At 62.2% G+C, this 18,822-nt stretch carries 20 protein-coding genes; 7 read left to right on the top strand and 13 right to left on the bottom strand.

What is annotated here, in order from left to right:
- Positions 1–31: 31 nt before the first annotated feature.
- From ACP7DW_RS00690 to leuS, 7 genes are all read right to left on the bottom strand, one after another.
- Entirely contained in the window at positions 32–1,237 is a 1,206-nt protein-coding gene (locus ACP7DW_RS00690) for a THUMP domain-containing class I SAM-dependent RNA methyltransferase (protein WP_426053815.1), read from the bottom strand.
- Positions 1,238–1,317: 80 nt separating this feature from the next.
- Positions 1,318–1,935, bottom strand: coding sequence for a 2-hydroxychromene-2-carboxylate isomerase (locus tag ACP7DW_RS00685; protein WP_426053816.1), 618 nt, complete (start codon positions 1,933–1,935; stop codon positions 1,318–1,320).
- 10 nt (positions 1,936–1,945) lie between these two features.
- Positions 1,946–2,383: a CopD family protein gene (locus ACP7DW_RS00680; RefSeq protein ID WP_426053817.1), complete on the bottom strand. Its 438-nt coding sequence runs from the start codon at positions 2,381–2,383 to the stop codon at positions 1,946–1,948.
- 70 nt (positions 2,384–2,453) lie between these two features.
- Positions 2,454–3,725: a glutamate-5-semialdehyde dehydrogenase gene (locus tag ACP7DW_RS00675; RefSeq protein ID WP_426053818.1), complete on the bottom strand. Its 1,272-nt coding sequence runs from the start codon at positions 3,723–3,725 to the stop codon at positions 2,454–2,456.
- A gap of 23 nt (positions 3,726–3,748) precedes the next feature.
- Positions 3,749–4,765 (bottom strand): DNA polymerase III subunit delta, encoded by a 1,017-nt coding sequence (gene holA, locus ACP7DW_RS00670; protein ID WP_071075254.1) that lies wholly within the window; start codon positions 4,763–4,765, stop codon positions 3,749–3,751.
- 10 nt (positions 4,766–4,775) lie between these two features.
- Positions 4,776–5,366 carry an LPS assembly lipoprotein LptE gene (gene lptE / locus ACP7DW_RS00665; protein WP_426053819.1) on the bottom strand — a complete coding sequence of 197 codons (591 nt, stop codon included), beginning with the start codon at positions 5,364–5,366 and terminating at the stop codon, positions 4,776–4,778.
- Positions 5,367–5,368: 2 nt separating this feature from the next.
- Entirely contained in the window at positions 5,369–8,008 is a 2,640-nt protein-coding gene (gene leuS / locus ACP7DW_RS00660; RefSeq protein WP_426053820.1) for a leucine--tRNA ligase, read from the bottom strand.
- Positions 8,009–8,159: 151 nt separating this feature from the next.
- Between leuS and ACP7DW_RS00655 the strand changes: the two genes are divergently transcribed.
- Together ACP7DW_RS00655 and ACP7DW_RS00650 are read left to right on the top strand one after the other, a co-directional pair.
- On the top strand, positions 8,160–8,948 hold the full coding sequence (locus ACP7DW_RS00655) for an AraC family transcriptional regulator (protein ID WP_426053821.1): 789 nt from the start codon (positions 8,160–8,162) through the stop codon (positions 8,946–8,948).
- 41 nt (positions 8,949–8,989) lie between these two features.
- On the top strand, positions 8,990–9,391 hold the full coding sequence (locus tag ACP7DW_RS00650; protein WP_426053822.1) for a VOC family protein: 402 nt from the start codon (positions 8,990–8,992) through the stop codon (positions 9,389–9,391).
- On the opposite strand, the gene ACP7DW_RS00645 is transcribed toward ACP7DW_RS00650, so the two are convergent.
- A complete protein-coding gene (locus ACP7DW_RS00645; protein ID WP_426053823.1) occupies positions 9,388–10,293 on the bottom strand; it encodes a LysR substrate-binding domain-containing protein in 906 nt (301 codons plus the stop codon). The genes ACP7DW_RS00650 and ACP7DW_RS00645 overlap by 4 nt on opposite strands.
- Positions 10,294–10,452: 159 nt before the next feature.
- Between ACP7DW_RS00645 and ACP7DW_RS00640 the strand changes: the two genes are divergently transcribed.
- Positions 10,453–11,634 (top strand): acyl-CoA dehydrogenase, encoded by a 1,182-nt coding sequence (locus tag ACP7DW_RS00640; RefSeq protein WP_071075250.1) that lies wholly within the window; start codon positions 10,453–10,455, stop codon positions 11,632–11,634.
- On the top strand, positions 11,634–12,881 hold the full coding sequence (locus ACP7DW_RS00635) for a CaiB/BaiF CoA transferase family protein (protein WP_426053824.1): 1,248 nt from the start codon (positions 11,634–11,636) through the stop codon (positions 12,879–12,881). The genes ACP7DW_RS00640 and ACP7DW_RS00635 overlap by 1 nt, the downstream gene beginning before the upstream one ends.
- Before the next feature lie 53 nt (positions 12,882–12,934).
- Here the strand turns inward: ACP7DW_RS00635 and ACP7DW_RS00630 are convergent, their stop codons facing one another.
- Genes ACP7DW_RS00630 through ACP7DW_RS00620 form a run of 3 tightly spaced genes read right to left on the bottom strand, consistent with a single transcriptional unit; the run spans position 12,935 to position 14,743 of the window.
- Positions 12,935–13,261 carry a barstar family protein gene (locus ACP7DW_RS00630; RefSeq protein WP_426053825.1) on the bottom strand — a complete coding sequence of 109 codons (327 nt, stop codon included), beginning with the start codon at positions 13,259–13,261 and terminating at the stop codon, positions 12,935–12,937.
- Positions 13,262–13,269: 8 nt separating this feature from the next.
- Positions 13,270–14,079 carry a 4-hydroxy-tetrahydrodipicolinate reductase gene (gene dapB / locus ACP7DW_RS00625; protein ID WP_426053826.1) on the bottom strand — a complete coding sequence of 270 codons (810 nt, stop codon included), beginning with the start codon at positions 14,077–14,079 and terminating at the stop codon, positions 13,270–13,272.
- 19 nt (positions 14,080–14,098) lie between these two features.
- A complete protein-coding gene (locus ACP7DW_RS00620) occupies positions 14,099–14,743 on the bottom strand; it encodes an outer membrane protein assembly factor BamE (protein ID WP_426053827.1) in 645 nt (214 codons plus the stop codon).
- A 186-nt stretch (positions 14,744–14,929) separates the two neighbouring features.
- On the opposite strand from ACP7DW_RS00620, the gene fur reads away from it, so the two are divergent.
- On the top strand, positions 14,930–15,361 hold the full coding sequence (gene fur / locus ACP7DW_RS00615) for a ferric iron uptake transcriptional regulator (protein WP_099761922.1): 432 nt from the start codon (positions 14,930–14,932) through the stop codon (positions 15,359–15,361).
- Positions 15,362–15,409: 48 nt separating this feature from the next.
- On the opposite strand, the gene hrcA is transcribed toward fur, so the two are convergent.
- Positions 15,410–16,426, bottom strand: a complete 1,017-nt coding sequence (gene hrcA, locus ACP7DW_RS00610) for a heat-inducible transcriptional repressor HrcA (RefSeq protein ID WP_034745713.1) — start codon at positions 16,424–16,426, stop codon at positions 15,410–15,412.
- A gap of 102 nt (positions 16,427–16,528) precedes the next feature.
- Positions 16,529–17,254, bottom strand: a complete 726-nt coding sequence (locus ACP7DW_RS00605) for an HAD family hydrolase (RefSeq protein ID WP_426053828.1) — start codon at positions 17,252–17,254, stop codon at positions 16,529–16,531.
- A gap of 244 nt (positions 17,255–17,498) precedes the next feature.
- Here ACP7DW_RS00605 and ACP7DW_RS00600 point away from each other — a divergent pair, with 244 nt between their 5' ends.
- A complete protein-coding gene (locus ACP7DW_RS00600) occupies positions 17,499–18,098 on the top strand; it encodes a hypothetical protein (protein WP_426053829.1) in 600 nt (199 codons plus the stop codon).
- A 36-nt stretch (positions 18,099–18,134) separates the two neighbouring features.
- Positions 18,135–18,716, top strand: coding sequence for a hypothetical protein (locus ACP7DW_RS00595; RefSeq protein ID WP_426053830.1), 582 nt, complete (start codon positions 18,135–18,137; stop codon positions 18,714–18,716).
- Positions 18,717–18,822: the final 106 nt, after the last annotated feature.

Below are 18,822 nucleotides of genomic sequence, written 5' to 3'. Positions count from 1 at the left end.
GGGGGTGACTGCGGGGTCTTGCGACGAACGCTTACTGCTGTGGCTTGGGCTTGGCTTCTTCTCTACGGTTGTAACCGGCGACCATATCAAAGCGGAACAGACGGCATTCCAGCGCGCCGTTGAAGAAAGGCGTCTTGCGCGCTTCCTTCAAGCGCAGCAGCTTGGGCAAGCCCAGGTCGGCCGTGAAGAGGAACACGGTCCAGCCGGCGAAACGCTGCTTCAGGGTCGTGCCCATGGCCGAATAGAAGGAGGTCGACAATTCATCTTCCGGGATGGTGCTGTCGCCGCGCACGCCGATACGCTCGCCGTACGGCGGATTGGTCAGCATGATGCCCGGCACGTCGCTTGGCGGCTTGACTTCCTGCGCCTCGATCTGTTTCAAGGGCACCTCGAAACGCACGCCGGCGCAACGCAGGTTATGGCGCGTCATGGCCACCATATCGCCCGAGATGTCGCTGCCGAAAATGGTCGGTTCGGCTGGCAGCGGATTGACCTTGATGGCGTTTTTCATGGCATTCCACGGCGCCGGATCGAAGTCGTGGAAGTTTTCAAAGGCGAACTGGCGCGTGGCACCCGGTGGAATACCTTGCAGCATCTGCGCCGCTTCGGCCAGGATGGTGCCGGAACCGCACATCGGGTCAAACAGCACCATGCCCGGCTTCCAGCCCGACACGCGCAGCAGGCCGGCGGCCAGGTTTTCGCGCAGCGGCGCGTCGCCCGTTTCTTCGCGCCAGCCGCGCTTGAACAGGGCTTCGCCCGAGGTGTCGAGATACACGGTAAACGTGTGCGCGTCGAGGAAGCCGACGATGCGCATGTCCGGCGTCTTGGTGTTGACCGATGGGCGCTCGTTGAACTGGTCGCGGAAGCGGTCGCAGATCGCATCCTTGATTTTCAATGTCGTAAATTCCAGGCTGCGCAGCGGCGATTTGACGGCCGTGACGTCGACGCGAATCGTGTGGTGCACGCCGAACCAGTCTTCCCAGGCTTGCGCCAGAGTCAGGTCATAGATATCGTTTTCCGTCTTGTAGCCGGAATGGGCCATGCGCATCAGCACGCGCGAAGCAATGCGCGAATGCAGGTTGATGCGGTAGGCATCGAGCAGGTCGCCCGAGCAATGTACGCCGCCCGGCACCTGGTTGTGGACCTTCATGGTCGAACTATCCTGGGCGATCTCGCCCAGTTCCTCGGCCAGCGCCGCTTCCATGCCGCGCGGGCATGGGCAAAAATATGAAGCCATGGTGTACCTTTTATCCGTTGAAAAACAATTAACTAAAAATTTCAAAACTTGTCGGATTACGCGCGCAGCGCTAATCCGACCTACAACCTCTCCAGCGCGCGCTCGACAAAATCGAGGCGGTCCTGGCCCCAGTACCCTTCGCCATCGACGATGTACCACGGCGAGCCGAAGACGCTGGCGGCAGTCGCCGCTTCCGTGTTGGCATCGTATTCGGCTTGCACGCTGGCCGTCTCGGAGGTTTTCAGCAACTGGCGACCTTCGAAGCCCGCATCGACGGCGATCTGCACCAGTGTCTCCTCGTCGCCGATATTGCGCTCTTCGGCCCACAGGCCGCGCATGATGGCGTGCGCCAGGTTCAGCGAGGCTTCCACGCCGTGCGCCAGGCGCGTGGCGATGATCAGCTTGGCCGACGCTTCCGGCGACACGGGGAAGAACTTTGGCTGCAAGGTCAATGGCACTTGCAAAAAGGCCGACCAGCGCGCCAGTTCGGCCAGGCGATACGCCTGGCGCTGCGGTGCGCGCTTGGCCAGCGGCAGGCCGCCCGACACGCTGAAAACCTTGCCCAGGTCGAAGGGACGCACGTCGATCTGCGCGCCCGTCCTGGCGGCGATGGCCATCAGGCGCGCGTGACCCAGGTAGGTCCATGGCGAGTGAGGCGCGAAGAAATACTGCACGACTTTGTTCTGGCTTGCACTCATCTCGATTCCCTTAGAAAGGCTTGACCACGACCAGCACCACGACGACCAGCAGCATCAGCACCGGCACTTCATTAAACCAGCGGAACCAGGTGTGGCTGCGCTTGTTGAGACCTTTTTCAAACTTGCGCAGGATGGCACCGCAGGCGTGGTGGTAGCCGAGCAGCAGCACCACGAACGTCAGCTTGGCGTGCATCCAGCCCGGTATCTTCACGCGGCCTTCGCCCCCACCGTACAGCATCCACATCAAGGCCAGTCCCAGCGCCATCGCCGGCAGCGCCAGCAGGGACATGAAGCGGTACAGCTTGCGCGCCATCAGCAGCAAGCGCTCGGTGGCCACCGTTTCCGTCTCCATCGCCAGGTTCACGAAAATGCGCGGCAAATAAAACAGGCCGGCAAACCAGGACATGACGAAGATGATGTGGAAGGCTTTGGTCCAGAGAAAGAGCATGGGGTTCCCAGTGTCAGAGGTGGAGAAAAATGCGAGCGCGGGCCGCCTTGTGGGCAACCCGCGAAAGAGACTATTTTCGGACTTCGCCGTGGCCAAAGACCACGTACTTGAGCGATGTCAGGCCTTCCAGTCCCACCGGGCCACGCGCGTGCAGCTTGTCGTTCGAGATACCGATCTCGGCGCCCAGGCCATACTCGAAGCCATCGGCAAAACGCGTCGACGCGTTCACCATCACCGAGGCCGAATCGACTTCGCGCAGGAAGCGCAGCGCATCGCTGTAGTCTTCCGTGATGATGGACTCCGTGTGCTTGGACGAATACCGGTTGATGTGGTCCATCGCTTCATCGATGCCGTCGACCACTTTCACCGACAGGATCGCGGCCAGATATTCGGTGGACCAGTCTTCCTCGGTGGCGGGCACCAGGTGCGGATAAGCGGCGGCGGCCAGGATCGCATGGCTTTCCGGATCGGCACGCAGTTCGACCTGCTTGGTCAAATACAGTTCGGCCAGCTGCGGCAGCACGGTAGCGGCAATGGCGCGCGACACCAGCAGGGTTTCCATGGTGTTGCAGGTGCCGTAGCGGTGGCACTTCGCGTTGAAGCCGATATCGATCGCCTTTTTGATATCGGCCTTGGCGTCGATGTATACGTGGCAGATGCCATCGAGGTGCTTGATCATCGGCACGGTGGCCTCGGCCATCAGGCGCGCGATCAGGCCCTTGCCGCCGCGCGGCACGATGACGTCGACGAATTGCGGCATGGTGATGAGGGCGCCGACGGCGGCGCGGTCGGTGGTGTCGATCACTTGCACGGCATCGGCCGGCAGACCCGCTCCCAGCAAGCCCTCGGCCACCAGCTTGGCCAGCGCGCGGTTGCAATGAATCGCTTCCGAGCCGCCGCGCAGAATCGTCGCGTTGCCGCTCTTGATGCACAGGCCGGCCGCGTCCACCGTCACGTTCGGACGCGCTTCATAGATGATGCCGATGACGCCCAGCGGCACGCGCATCTGGCCCACCTGGATGCCCGTCGGGCGGAACTTCATGTTCGAGATCTCGCCGATCGGATCGGCCAGCGCGACGATTTGCGTCAAGCCTTCGACCATGGTGGCGATGGCGGCGTCGGACAGGGTCAGACGGTCCAGCATGGCCGGGGCCAGGCCGGCGGCGGCCGCCGCATCGAGGTCGCGCTGGTTGGCCGCGCGCAGCAGGTCGGCGTCGCGCACGATGGCGGCGGCGATCAGGCTCAGGGCGCGGTTGCGCGTGGCGCTGTCGGCACGCGCCATGGCGCGCGAAGCGGCGCGCGCGCGCGTGCCCACGTCCTGCATATATTCTGTGATGTCCATGCTCGTATCCATATCGTTAAAAACTAGCCTCGGGCGATCTTCAGGCCCAGCTGCAGCATGGCATCCCAGGCATCGCCCGCGTAGCCCTTGGCGCGCAAGCCCTTGATCATCTTGTCCACCTGCGCCGCCTGCTGCAGCGCCGCTTCCAGCACGGGCAGCGAGATGCGCCGCAGGGCCGGTTCCATCATCCGCTCGCGCGGTCCCCAGATGCGGTATTCCTTCAGCAGCGCGCCCAATGGGCGCCCTTGTGCCATGCCGGCCTTCAATTTTAACAGCGTGCGGATTTCCTCGGAGACGGCCCATAACACCAGCGGCAGCGCCTCGCCCTCGCCTTTCAAGCCTTCGAGCATGCGCACCAGGCGCGCCGGATCGCCGGCCAGCATGGCTTCGGACAGCTTGAAGACATCGTAGCGGGCCACATTCAGCACCGCATCCTGCACCTGCTCATACGTCAGCTTGCCCGCGGCATGCAGCAAACCGAGTTTCTGGATCTCCTGGTGCGCCGCCAGCAAATTGCCCTCCACCCGTTCGGCGATGAAGTCGATGCTGGCGCGCTCCGCGCTCTGGCCCTGCGCGGCCAGGCGCTGGGATATCCAGGCCGGCAACTGCGCCCGTTCCACATTCGGAATCTCGATATACACGGCCGCCTGCTGCAGGCTGGCGACCCAGGCCGCCTTCTGCGTGGCCCAGTCCAGCTTGGGCAAGGTGATCAAGGTCAGGTTGTCGGGGCTGAGGTTTTTCGCATAGCTTTGCAGCGCAGCGCCGCCATCCTTGCCCGGCTTGCCGGTGGGGATGCGCAGCTCGATCAGTTTTTTATCGCCGAACAGCGACAGCTCCTGGTTCGCCGCCAGCAGTTCGCCCCACTTGAAGCTGCGCTCCACCGTCAGTACGTCGCGTTCGGAAAACCCTTGCGCGCGCGCCGCGCGGCGGATCTTGTCGGCCGCTTCCAGCGCCAGCAAGTGTTCGTCGCTGGTGATCACATACAGCTGCGCCAGCGGCTTGGCCACATGCCCGTCGAGCGCGTCTATCCGCAATTGCATGGCGTCCCCGTTACTGCTGCGGGGCTGCCGGCGCGACCGGTGTCACGGGCGCCACCGACATGGCCGGCAGCACCGGCTTGATGGCGGCCAGGCGGCGCATGATCTGCTGCACCAGGTCGTTGCGCATGTCGCGGTACAGCGCCGCCTCCTCGGTTTCCTTGGCCAGGACCTGCGATTCGTCGAAGGTAATCGGACGCACCAGGCTGATGGTCGTCGGTGCCAGCAACTGATTGCCGGCCTTGTCCAGGACGCGGAAATTGATCGAATAGCCGAGTTGGTATTCCTGCACGCGGCCATTTTTGTTCAGCGACAAAATGGTCTTGGTTTGAGTCCTCTCCGGGTCATTGAGCACTTCAAGGACGGCGTCGGCGCCATCCTTGGTGCCCACCACCTCCGTGCTGCCGATGGCACGGATATAGCGCTTCAGGCCGATCGCCAGCGGCGATGTCTCGGGCAAGCCGATGTACATCGTCGCGAACGGCAGCATGAAACTGCCATTCGAACCGCGCAAATGAAAGCCGCAGGCCGACAGCAAAACCGTCAGACCCAAGGCCAGCACGGCGCGGCGGCCCAACAGCGATACTTGAGAGGAAGTCGTCATGATTACACCACGATGCTGATTAACTTGCCTGGCACGACGATGATCTTCTTCGGCGTGGTTTCGACGTACTTTTGCACACTTTCGCACGCCAGCGCGGCCGCTTCGACGCTGGCCTTGTCCGCATCCTTGGACACCGTGATCGAGCCGCGCAGCTTGCCGTTCACCTGGATCATCATCTCGATCTCGGACTGCTCCAGCGCTTGCGGGTCGACCTGCGGCCAGGCGACGTTCAGCAGGTCGCCGTGCACGCCGGCGTAGCCCAGTTCCTGCCACAGCACGTGGGTGATGTGCGGCGCGACAGGATTGAGCAGGCGCAGGAAGATGGAGAAGCCTTCGGCGATCAGCGCCTTCGACTGCGCGCTGTCATCGAGCTTGGCCGACTCCAGGGTGTTGAGCATCTTCATGCAGGCCGACACCACGGTGTTGTACTGGATGCGCTTCAAGTCGTAATCGGCTTGCTGCAGCAGCTTGTGCAATTCGCGGCGCAGGTTTTTCTGCGCGTCGCCAGTGGCCGGTGCGGCGCCGCCAGCCAGTGCGGCCTGGATCGTGGCCGACTGGGCGTAGCCGAAGTTCCATACGCGGCGCAGGAAGCGGTTCGCGCCTTCGACACCGCTGCCCGACCATTCCAGCGTCTGTTCCGGCGGCGAGGCGAACATGGTGAACAGACGGGCCGTGTCGGCGCCGTACTGCTCGATCTGCGCTTGCGGGTCGATGCCGTTGTTCTTCGACTTCGACATTTTTTCCGTGCCGCCGATTTCCACCGGCTGGCCATCGGCCACCAGGATGGCGCTTTGCGGACGGCCCTTGTCGTCGAGCGACAGGCGCACGTCGTCCGGGTTGAACCAGGTGGTCTTGCCCGCCGCGTCCTTGCGATAATAGGTTTCGTTGAGCACCATGCCTTGCGTCAGCAGATTGACGAACGGCTCGTCGAACTTGACCAGGCCGAAGTCGCGCATGATCTTGGTCCAGAAGCGCGCGTACAGCAAGTGCATGACGGCGTGTTCGATGCCGCCGATGTACTGGTCCATCGGCATCCAGTAATCGTTGCGCGCGTCGACCATGGCGTCGTTCGAGCCTGGCGAGGTATAGCGCATGTAATACCACGACGAATCGACGAAGGTATCCATGGTGTCCGTCTCGCGGCGCGCCGGCTTGCCGCACTGCGGGCAGTCGCACTGCAGGAAGGCTTCATATTTGTTCAACGGATTGCCCGTGCCGTCCGGCACGCAGTCTTCCGGCAGCACCACCGGCAGATCTTTTTCCGGCACCGGCACCACGCCGCAATCGGCGCAATGGATCATCGGGATCGGCGTGCCCCAGTAGCGCTGGCGCGAAATGCCCCAGTCGCGCAGGCGGAAGGTGGTTTTCTTTTCGCCCAGGCCCAGTTCCGCCAGGTCGGCGGCCACCGCATCGACGGCGGAAGCGAAATGCAGGCCGTCGTATTTGCCGGACGCGACACAGACGCCGTCCTTGCTGCCATACGATTCCTGCCACGCATCGGTCGAAAATTCCTGGCCCTTGACTTCGATCACTTGCTTGATCGGCAGATTGTATTTCTTGGCAAAGCCGAAATCGCGTTCGTCATGCGCCGGCACGCCCATCACGGCGCCATCGCCGTAGGTCATCAGCACGTAATTGCCGACCCATACTTCCACTTGCGCGCCCGTCAACGGATGGGTGACGAACAGGCCGGTCGGCATGCCCTTCTTCTCCATCGTCGCCATATCCGCTTCGATCACGGAACCGAGTTTGCATTCGGCGTTGAAGGCGGCCAGCGCGGGATTGCTTTGCGCTGCGTGGAGGGCCAGCGGGTGCTCGGCGGCCACGGCGCAGAAGGTCACGCCCATGACGGTGTCGGGGCGGGTGGTAAACACATACAGCTTGCCGTCGCCGATCAGGGCGCCTTCGGCATCCTTGATCTGGTGCGGGAAGGCGAAGCGCACGCCCGTCGACTTGCCGATCCAGTTGGTCTGCATGGTGCGCACGCGCTCGGGCCAGCCCGGCAGCTTGTCATCCACATACGCCAGCAATTCTTCCGCGTAGTCGGTAATGCGCGCGTAGTACATGGGGATTTCGCGCTTTTCGATCAGCGCGCCCGAACGCCAGCCCTTGCCGTCGACGACTTGCTCGTTGGCCAGCACGGTCTGGTCGATCGGGTCCCAGTTCACGGTGCCGGTCTTTTTGTAGATGATGCCTTTTTCCAGCATCTTCAGGAACATCCACTGGTTCCATTTGTAGTATTCGGGCTTGCAGGCGGTCATTTCGCGCGACCAGTCGATGGCCAGGCCCATCGATTCCATCTGCTGCTTCATGTGGGCGATGTTCGAATACGTCCATTGCGCGGGCGGCACGTTGTTGGCCATGGCCGCGTTTTCCGCCGGCATGCCGAACGCATCCCAGCCCATCGGCATGAGCACGTTGTAGCCGTTCATGCGCAGGTAGCGGTACATCACGTCATTGATCGTATAGTTGCGCACGTGACCCATGTGCAGCTTGCCCGAAGGGTAAGGCAGCATCGAGCAGGCAAAATACTTGCCTTTTGGGAAACGCGGGTCGTGTTCGACGGCTTTGTAGGCGTCGATCGCCTTCCAGTGCGACTGGGCGGCTTGTTCGACGTCGGCGGGACTATATTTATCTTGCATGATTGGATGTGCGACCAGCGTGGCCCGGCCAAAAGTGGATATGAACCGAGCATTATACTGGTTGTCGCCGCCTGATAGCGCGGCGCGCTGGCGGCCCGGTGTCGCATATTTTGGCCGGCGCACAATTATGCTGTGTAATATATGTGCAATCTTGTTCTTTACCTCAAGTCCGGCCATGATCGTCTACCAGGAATATCCGCCCATTCCCGCCCTGCGGCCCTGGCTCGACTGCGTCTGGACGTGTCGCGTGCAGACGGGCGCCACGCCCGTCACGCACCAGGTCTTGCCCGACAATTGCATCGATATCCTGTGCCAGGACCAGCAAGATGCCAGCTTTGCCGTCGGCATGATGACGGCGCCGATTGCCGTCGCCAGCCTGGGGCTGGTGCAGACGGTGGCGGCCCGCTTCAAGCCGGGCGCGGCGGCGCGCTTCTTCCAGCTGCCCTTGTGCGAACTGAGCGATGGCCGCACGGGATTGCAGCAGCTGTGGGGCCGCGCGCTGGCGGCACGCCTCGGTGACGCGCTGTGGAGCGAGCCCTTGTCGAATGCGCAAAGAGTTTCTGTTTTGCAAGATTATCTGCTGCTGCGCCTGCGCACCGCGCCGCCACGGCGCCAGACCGGGGCGGCCGACCACGCCATCGCGGCCATCGAACGCGCATCCGGCCAGGTGCGCGTGGAGGGACTGGCGCGGCAACTGGGCGTGTCGCGCCAGCACCTGGCGCTGCAATTTCGCCAGCACGTCGGCATCAGCCCGAAGCTGTTTGCCCGCATCTGCCGTTTCCGGGCCGCCAGCCAGGGACTGAAACGCCTGGCGGAGCAGCCGGACTGGGCACAGGTGGCCTTGCAATTCGGTTATTTCGACCAGTCGCACCTGATCCACGACTTCCAGGATTTCGCCCACAGTTCGCCCGAGGCGTGGCTGACGGGCCGGCGCGCCTGAGCACCTTCCATTTTTCCAATCGCCACGCGCGCGCCAGTGGCATGATGGCGATATTCTTCATTCACCAGGAGCAGAACATGATCAAGGGCTTGCGCACCGTCACCTATCCCGTCCCCGACCTGGACCAGGCCAAAGCCTGGTACAGCCAGGTATTCAATACGACGCCGTATTTCGACCAGCCGTTTTATGTCGGTTTTGCCATCGGCGGCTTCGAGCTGGGGCTGCTGCCCGGTGGCGAACCGGGCACGCAAGGCAGCGTGACGTACTGGGGCGTGGACGGCATCGAGCAGGAAGTCGAGCGCATCGTCGCGCTGGGCGGCACCCTGCACCATCCGCTCACGGACGTGGGCGACGGCATCCGCACGGTGGAATTGCTCGACCCGTTCGGCAACCAGATCGGCCTGATCGACAATCCCCATTTCGATACGGCCAAGGTCGTCTAGGCAGCCTCGTCTTGCAGCCATAAGCGGAACTGCTGCAAGGCCGTTTTTTCATGCGCCGTTTCTGGCGTGATCAGGTAATACGCGCGCTGGCCGCGCAGTGGGCGCTCGCAGACGATCTGCAATTCGCCACGCGCCAGTTCCGCTTCGACCAACATGCGTGGCAGCAAGACCACGCCCTGCCCTTGCACGGCCGCCATGGCCAGCATGGAAAACAGTTCGTAGCGGGCGCCGTAGCGCGCCCCGTCGCGCCCCTCTCCCTCGACCTGCATGGCATCAAACCACTGGCGCCAGGCGCCCGGGCGCGTACTTTGTTGCAGCAAGGTCAGTTCCAATACATCGTGCGGCTGCCAAGTGCTGCGCGCCGCCAGCAGGCGCGGGCTGGCGACGGGCACGATTTCTTCGTGCATGAGCAAAGTGGCGCGCGTGCCGGGCCAGCGCGCCAGCTGCTCGGGCGTACCCGCATACAGCGCGCCGTCGTATTCCGTATCGGCAAACATGAACGGTTTTGTATACGCGTCGATATGCACGACGATGTCGGGGTGCCGCCCTGCCAGCGAGCCCAGGCGCGGCATCAGCCAGCGCGTGGCAAACGTGGGCACGGAAGCGAGCTGCAAGGCGCCGCCGCCGCCCTGGCGCGCCATCGTGTCGAGCGTGTCGCGCTCCAGGCCATCGAGGCGCGCCGCGATCTGGCGCGCATACGCGGCGCCGGCGCTGGTGAGCAGCACGCCATGGCGCGTGCGCTGGAATAGTTGCACGCCAAGAAAGCTTTCCAGGGACGAAATCTGCCGCGACACGGCGCTTTGCGTCAGCGACAGTTCGCGCGCCGCGTGCGTGTAGCTCTGGTGGCGTGCGGCCGCCTCGAAACAATTGAGCGCCTGCAACATCGGGATTTTGCGTGACATGGGGTATCGGGCCGGTAAAAGAACCCTAGTATGCCCCAAGATATGCGTATCACGCATGTCTGGGTGCGAAAAAATCGTTTGCGCAAGGCTAGGCAAAAACCTACCATGAGCCATATTCAATCTTGCGCCGATCACCGGCGCTCACCTGCGAGGCCTGTGATGAGCAAAACCGTATTCGACTGGAATTCCCCCCTGCTGCTGGAAGAACAACTGACGGGCGACGAACGCGCCGTGCTGGAAGCGGCCCGCGACTATTGCCAGGGCAGCCTGGTGCCGCGCGTGCTCGAATCGTTCCGCCATGGCCGCACGGACGCGGCCATCTTCCGCGAAATGGGAGAATTGGGCTTGCTGGGCACGACGATACCCGAAGAATACGGCGGCGCCGGCCTGAACTACGTCTGCTACGGCCTGGCCGCGCGCGAAGTCGAGCGCGTCGATTCCGGCTACCGCTCGATGATGAGCGTGCAATCGTCCTTGGTGATGGTGCCGATCAACGCCTTCGGCAACGAGGAAACGAAACAGAAATACCTGCCGAAACTGGCGACGGGCGAATTCATCGGCTGCTTCGGCCTGACGGAACCGAACCACGGCTCCGATCCGGGCAGCATGGTCACCCGTGCGCGCAAGGTGCCGGGCGGCTACAGCCTGTCCGGCGCCAAGATGTGGATCACCAACAGCCCGATTGCCGACGTATTCGTCGTCTGGGCCAAGGACGATGAAGGCGCGATCCGCGGCTTCGTGCTGGAAAAAGGCTGGAAAGGCTTGTCGGCGCCGGAAATCCACGGCAAGGTCGGCTTGCGCACCAGCATCACCGGTGAAATCGTCATGGATGAAGTGTTTTGCCCGGAAGAAAACGCTTTCCCCGACGTGCGCGGCCTGAAGGGTCCATTTACATGCCTGAACAGCGCCCGCTACGGCATCGCCTGGGGCGCGCTGGGCGCGGCCGAAGATTGCTATCTGAAGGCGCGCCAGTACACGATGGACCGCCAGCAATTCGGCCGTCCGCTGGCCGCGAACCAGCTGGTGCAAAAGAAACTGGCCGATATGTTGACGGAAATCACCATGGGCTTGCAAGGCTGCTTGCGCCTGGGCCGCATGAAGGATGAGGGTTCGCCCGCCGTGGAAATCACCTCGATCATGAAACGCAACAGCTGCGGCAAGGCGCTCGATATCGCCCGCGTGGCGCGCGACATGATGGGCGGCAACGGTATTTCCGACGAGTTCGGCGTGATCCGCCACCTGGTCAACCTGGAAGTGGTCAACACCTATGAAGGCACGCACGATGTGCACGCGCTGATCATCGGCCGCGCCATCACCGGCATCGCCGCCTTCAGCAACTGATGGACGCCTTGGCTTCCACCTTGCGGCCCGCGCCGCTGACCGGTTTGCGCGTGCTGGACCTGTCGCGCGTGCTGGCCGGCCCGTGGGCAGGACAAATGCTGGCCGACCTCGGCGCCGACGTGGTCAAGGTTGAACAGCCGGGCCGCGGCGACGACACGCGCGCCTGGGGGCCGCCCTACCTGAAAGACGAGGATGGCCGCGACACCGCCGAAGCCGCCTACTTCCAGTGCGCCAACCGCAACAAGCGCTCCTTGTGCATCGACCTGGCCGCCCCTGAAGGCCAGGCGCTGGTGCGCCAGCTGGCCGCTGAAGCGGACGTCTTGCTGGAAAATTTCAAGGTGAACGGCTTGCGGCAATATGGCCTCGATGCGGCCAGCTTGCTGGCGCTCAATCCGCGCCTCGTGTATTGCTCGATTACCGGCTTCGGCCAGAATGGGCCGTATGCGGCGCGCGCCGGCTATGACTTTTTGATTCAGGGCATGGGCGGCTTGATGAGCATCACGGGCGTGCCCGATGGCCAGCCCGGCGCCGGGCCGCAAAAAGTGGGCGTGGCGCAAACGGACATCCTGACGGGCCTGTACGCCACCATCGCCGTGCAGGCGGCGCTGGCCGAACGCGAGCGCTCGGGCCTGGGCCAGCATATCGACCTGGCCCTGCTCGACGTGCAAGTGGCGGCGCTGGGCAACCAGGCGGCCAATTACTTGTGTGGGGGAAAAGTGCCGCAGCGCATGGGCAATGCGCATCCGAACATCGTGCCGTATCAAGACTTCCCGACGGCCGATGGCGACATGATTCTGGCGATCGGCAACGATGGGCAATTCTCGCGCTTTTGCGCCGTCGCCGGCCACCCGGAATGGGCGCAGGACAAGCGTTTCGCCACCAATCCGCAACGCGTGGCACACCGGGCGATTCTGATTCCCTTGATGCGCCAGACCACGGTCATGCGCACGACGGCCGAGTGGATCAGCGCCTTCGAGGCGCAAGCCGTGCCGTGCGGTCCCGTCAACCGCATCGACCAGGTGTTTGCCGACCCGCAAGTGGTGGCGCGTGGCTTGAAAGTGGAGATGCCGCATCCGACGGCGGGGACTGTTGCGCTGGTGGCCAATCCCGTGCGCCTGTCCGCCTCGCCGGTGCAATACCGCTTGCCGCCGCCGCTGCTGGGGCAGCATACGGACGAGGTGTTGCAGCAGTGGCTGGGCCTCGATGGCGGCCAGATCGACGGTTTGCGCGAACGCAAGGTCGTCTAAAGAAAAACGCCGGGCAGTGGCAACACTGTCCGGCGTTTTTTATTGATTCAGCCTTACTTCAGCACCAGTTTCAGCGCCGGCTTTTCACCATAATCTTCATAGCGCTCGTTGATGCCGGCGATACAGAACGTGATTTCTTCCAGCAAATCCGGCACTTGCGCCTTCATCGCTTCCGCATCCTGCACCACGATGTCGAGCACTTCGTTCGGCTTCAAACGAAACTGCGTCATGTTTTCGTCGTCGCGCAGATAGCTGAGGCAATCGACCCAGGCATCCATGCTGTTGCCGTAGAATTCAGGGAAACCGAAGGCTGGCACGCATTGCGCGTGGAAGCTCGCTGCGTCGGTGATGTCTTTTCCATTCAGGATGGCAGTGGCCATGATCTTCCTCAGTTCTTTAGCGACAGCACATCCTGCATGTCGAACAGGCCGGTCGGCTTGTCTGCCAGGAAACGCGCGGCGCGCAGCGCGCCGTGGGCGTAAGTGACGCGGCTGCTCGACTTGTGGCTGATCTCGATGCGCTCGCCGATGCCGGCAAACAGCACCGTATGGTCGCCAACGATATCGCCGCCGCGGATGGTGGCAAAGCCGATGGTCGACGGGTCGCGTTCGCCCGTCACGCCTTCGCGGCCGTACACGGCGCATTCCTTCAAGTCGCGGCCCAGGGCGCCGGCCACCACTTCACCCATTTGCAGGGCCGTGCCCGACGGCGCATCGACCTTGAAGCGGTGATGCGCTTCGATGATTTCGATGTCGTAGCCTTCGGACAGGCTTTTCGCGGCCAGTTCCAGCAATTTCATGGTGACGTTCACGCCCACGCTCATGTTCGGCGCGAACATGATGGCCGTCTTTTCGGCGGCAGCGGCAATGGCGGCCTTGCCCGCGTCATCGAAACCGGTGGTGCCGATGATCATCTTGATGCCGTGCTCGGCGCAATACGCCAGGTGCTGCAAGGTGCCTTCGGGACGCGTGAAGTCGATCAGGTAATCGGCGTTCGCCAGGCCCTTCGCCAGGTCGGACTGCGTCAGCACGCCGGCAGGCTTGCCCAGGAAAGCGGCGGCATCCTGGCCGATGGACGGCGAACCGGCGCGGTCGAGCGCGCCGGCCAGCACGGCGTCGGGCGCATTGCTGACCGCTTCGATCAGGATATGGCCCATGCGGCCGCTGGCGCCAGCGATGGCGATTTTCAGTTCAGTCATTTTATTCTCTTACGGCAACTTATTTGGTGGGTTCGGCAGTGGGTGCAGGCTCGGCGGCAGGCACCGTCGCAGGTGCAGGTGCAACGTCAGGCTTGCTCACGGGAATGGCCGGCGCGGCATCGGTCGGCACGGGCACGGCGCTCGGCGCCACAGGCGACGGCACGGCGGCGGCAGGCACGTCGGCCTTGGCGACCTTGGCGAACGGCGACGGACCGGCGATGCGGTCGATGTATTCTTTCTCTGTCGGCAAGTTGCCGCCTTCGAAACGTTCCACCTTGCCATCCTTGCCGAAGTACACAACCACGCGGCTGCTGGTGGTTTCGCCACTGCCTCGGGCCAGGCGGAATGGATAATCCCAACGGTCGGCATGGAAAATGTCGGTCAGCAACGAGGTGCCGAGGACGAAACGCACCTGGTCGCGCGTCATGCCCACTTTCAACTGGGCCAGCATCTCTTCGGAGACAAAGTTGCCTTGTTGAATGTCAGGACGATACGGCGAGAAAAACCACATGAATTTTTGCAACGGCGTAATGGTGGTCGTTTGTGCGCCCTGTTCAGGAACCACTTCCTTGCCTTCTTTTTGGGCAGCTGCCGGCTTTTCGCCAAGGATGCCACGGCTGGCGCAGCCGGACATGGTCAGCGCGACACAGACCATGCCTGCCATGACTGGTGCTCGAAATGAAATACGGTGCCAGAGAGATGGCAATACAGCCGGTGTTACGCGCATAAATGACCTCAATTGGATGAACAAAACGCCAGGAGTGACCGGCCTGCCCAAAAATGCATATTTTGGCACTCCCCGACAAAACGCTATATGATAAAGCACCTGACCCACATACGAGCAACAAACATGAGTAACAATCCTAGTGATCTCAAGGCAAGCGGCCTGAAAGCCACCTTGCCACGCCTGAAGATACTCGATATCTTCCAGAGTAGCCCGGTACGCCACCTGACAGCAGAAGACGTCTATAAAATTCTGCTGGCCGACAATATGGATGTCGGCTTGGCAACTGTCTACCGTGTCCTGACGCAGTTTGAACAGGCAGGCTTGCTCAACCGCAACCATTTTGAAACCGGCAAGGCAATTTTCGAACTCAACGAAGGTTCCCACCACGACCATCTGGTGTGCCTCGACTGTGGCCGGGTCGAAGAATTCTTCGACGAAGAGATCGAAATCCGCCAGCAAAAAGTGGCGGAAGAGCGCGGCTTCAAGATCGCTGAACACGCCTTGGCCATCTACGGCAACTGCATCAAGACGGCTTGCCCGCATAAAACCGCCTGACCAACGCTTGCCGCTCCCACGGGGCGGCTGGCGCGGCTGGCAGTACGCTTAATGATGGCTGAGTGCGCTCGACAGTAATTTCGCCGTGATATCGACGATCGGAATGACGCGCTCGTAGGCCATGCGCGTCGGTCCGATCACCCCCAACGTTCCCACGATCTTGCCGTTGACTTCATACGGCGCCGTCACCACGCTCATCTCATCCATCGGCACCAGGTTCGATTCGCCGCCGATGAAAATCTGCACGCCCGTCGCCTTGCTCGACACGTCGAGCAACTGCATCAAGCCCGTTTTTTGCTCGAACATGTCGAACATCTGGCGCAGCGAGTGCATATTCGATGACAGATCGCTCACGCTGAGCAAGTTGCGTTCGCCGGAAATCACCATGTCGTCGCTATGGTCGGCCATCGCTTCGCTGCCCGCTTCCACGGCCGCCTGCATCAGGCTGCCCATGTCGTCGCGCAGCTGGCGCAGTTCGCCCTGCAGGCGCACGCGCACGGCATCGAACGACAGGCCGCCATAATTCTGATTGATATAGTTGGCCGATTGCACAAGTTGCGCCGGCGTATAGTCGGCCTCCGTCAGCAATAAACGGTTCTGCACGTCGCCGCCAGGGGCCACGATGACGAGCAGGATGCGCTTTTCGGACAGGCGCAGAAATTCGATTTGCTGGAACACGGATTCGCGGCGCGGACTGAGCACGACGCCGGCAAACTGCGACAGCGACGACAGCATCTGCGCGGCGTTGGCGATGGTTTTTTGCGGCTGCGGCGTCTGCAGGCGCATGCGCGACTCCACCAGGTGCTCGTCCAGATGGCGGACGGTCAGCAAGGTGTCGACAAAAATACGGTAGCCGCGCGGCGTGGGGATGCGTCCGGCCGAGGTGTGCGGACTGGACACATAACCGAGCTCTTCCAGATCGGCCATGATGTTGCGAATCGTGGCCGGCGACAGGTCCAGGCCGGAAATTTTCGACAAGGCGCGCGAACCGACCGGCAGGCCGTCGGCGATATATCGCTCGACCAGGGCTTTCAGCAGTGTTTGGGCACGTGTATCGAGTTGCATGGTGTTTTATTTAGGCAAGTATTTTGTTAAGCAAGCGGCAACGAAAGCGGCCGAACGTGCGTCAACAGCGCCTATTATGCACGTTCGCCCGGCCTGCGGCGATCAATCTTCCAGTTGCCCTTGCAGCCACAGCAGCAATTCATCAAAGTTGGCGCAGATGGCGTCGGGCTGCACGCCGGCGGCCAGGTGGGCATCGCTGCCCTTGCGGTTCATCCAGACGGCACGCATGCCCGCGCCTTGCGCTCCCGTCACGTCGAAATACAGGTCGTCGCCCACATACACGGCTTCATGCGGCGCCACGTCCAGCGCCGCGCAGGCTGCCAGGAAGATGCTGGCGTCGGGCTTGGCCACGCCAAACTCGCTGGCGGCGATCGATACCTTGAAATGCTGTGCCAAACCGATAATTTCAAGGTCTGCGTTGCCATTCGAGATGGAGCCGAGCAGCATGCGCTGGCGCATCCAGGCCAGGCCAGGCAAGACATCGTCATACGGCTGGACGCGGTTGCGCGCGGCCAGGAAGTGCACGATGGCCCCATCGACCAAGGTGGGATCCTCGCCGGCGGCTTCGAAGGCCGACAGCAGGCCGGCGCGGCGCAACTCGATCAAATTGCCATGGAAATGCGGCTGTTCGTTGAGCATGGCCAGGCGGTGCTGGCGCAGCACCTCGATGGAAAACTGCTGCGCCACCCTGGGCGCATGCGTGGCCAGCCAGTCATGCAGCAGGGTTTCGGCGGCGGCAATCACGGGCGCGATGGGCCACAAGGTATCGTCGAGATCGAACAGGATGGCCTTGGGCGGCACGGCGGGTTTGACAGGGGAAAGGGACATGGGACTCACGGTGGATGCCGCGCCACAATGCGCAGGCTGCATGTATTGTCGCACCGATCGCCGCAGCCGGCATGGCTGCGCCTCCGTGAAATGGGGCCGGGCCAGCGCTTCCCGGCGAAAAATTGTTACAGGGTGATACAAGGCAAGATCATTCGGCTTGCCAGATAGACTAAAATAGGCGCCATTCCAATGCGGCGCCAGCGTCCGCGTTGCGCTACCCAACCTGATTCGTTTTGGAGAATGTATGAAAAATTTGTACCTGCGCTCGATGCTGGCGGCGGCTTGCGCCGTCACACTGGCAGCTTGCGGCGGCAGCGGCGGCAACCTGTATCTGAGCGGCCAAGTGTCCAATCTGGCAAAAGATGGCCTGATTCTGCTGAATGATGGCGAACGTTTGTCCGTTCCTGCAGGCCAGTCCCAGTTTGTTTTCACCAAGCTGGTCAAGACCGATGACCGCTACGATATCAGCATCGCGCAGCAGCCAAAAGGCGCCGTGTGCACGATTACCAACGGTGTCGGCAAGGCAACGAGCTATTCCGCGAGCACGGCCGTGGTGAGCTGCGTGACCAATACCTACCCGCTGAGCGGCACGATCACGGGCCTGACCGCTGGCGGCTTGCGCCTGGTGATGGGCCCCAACGGCACCAGCCCACTGGCTGGCACCAACTCCTACACATTCGAAAAAGTAGCTGACGGCGCCCCATACGGTATTACCGTACTGACTCAGCCGACGGGCCTGAAGTGCCGTTTCCAGGGCTCCACCAGTGCCGACGGCAGCGATACGGCCGGCACGATGGGCTCTGCCGCCACGACCGCGGCCACACTCGACTGCACGCCGCAGTAATCCTTGCGATCCGTCACCTAATTTTTGGAGAAATACATGAAGTTATCCTGCCTGCGCCCACTCGCCGCGCTGCTGCTGACCCTGGGACTGGCCGCGTGCGGTGGCAAGGCCTCGTATGATGTCAGCGGCACCGTCAGCAACTTGAACAACAATGGCCTGATCCTGGCCAACGGCGGGGAGGACCTGCCGATTGCCGCCGGCCAGACCGCGTTTACCTTTAAAAAGCGCATCGACTACGGCACCGACTACAACATCACCTTCAAGCAACAACCGGCCCATATGACTTGCAACATCAGTAATGGCTCCGGTTCGGCTGGCCATTACATCAACATCAGCGCCGCTGTTTCTTGTTCACAAAACGTCTATAGCGTGGGCGGCACGATTTCCGGCCTGACGGTAGAAGGCTTGCAGCTGATTAACGGTAATGTACCCACCACGGTGGCCAAGGATGCCAAGACCTTTACCATGGTCGGCAATGTCGCCGACGGTTCCACCTATGGCGTCAGCGTCAGCGTCCAGCCTAAGGGGCTGAAGTGCGAGGTAGAGCCGGGCACGGGCAGCGGCACCATGGGCGAAGCGAATGTGACGACGGTGAAGATCGCCTGTAATCCGGTCTGAGCTGTGGGAACGGTAGCCGCCATGCGGCTACCGGGAAGAGATATCACTAGAACACATAATTGATATTACAAAGATAAATTGGAGTTATATGTGGCGATGCAGCATA

This window comes from Janthinobacterium sp. PSRC1-1 (assembly GCF_049897525.1).
Lineage (GTDB): Bacteria > Pseudomonadota > Gammaproteobacteria > Burkholderiales > Burkholderiaceae_D > Janthinobacterium > Janthinobacterium tructae.
Note: the sequence above shows the minus strand (reverse complement) of the source record. Positions and strands in the feature narration are given on the sequence as shown.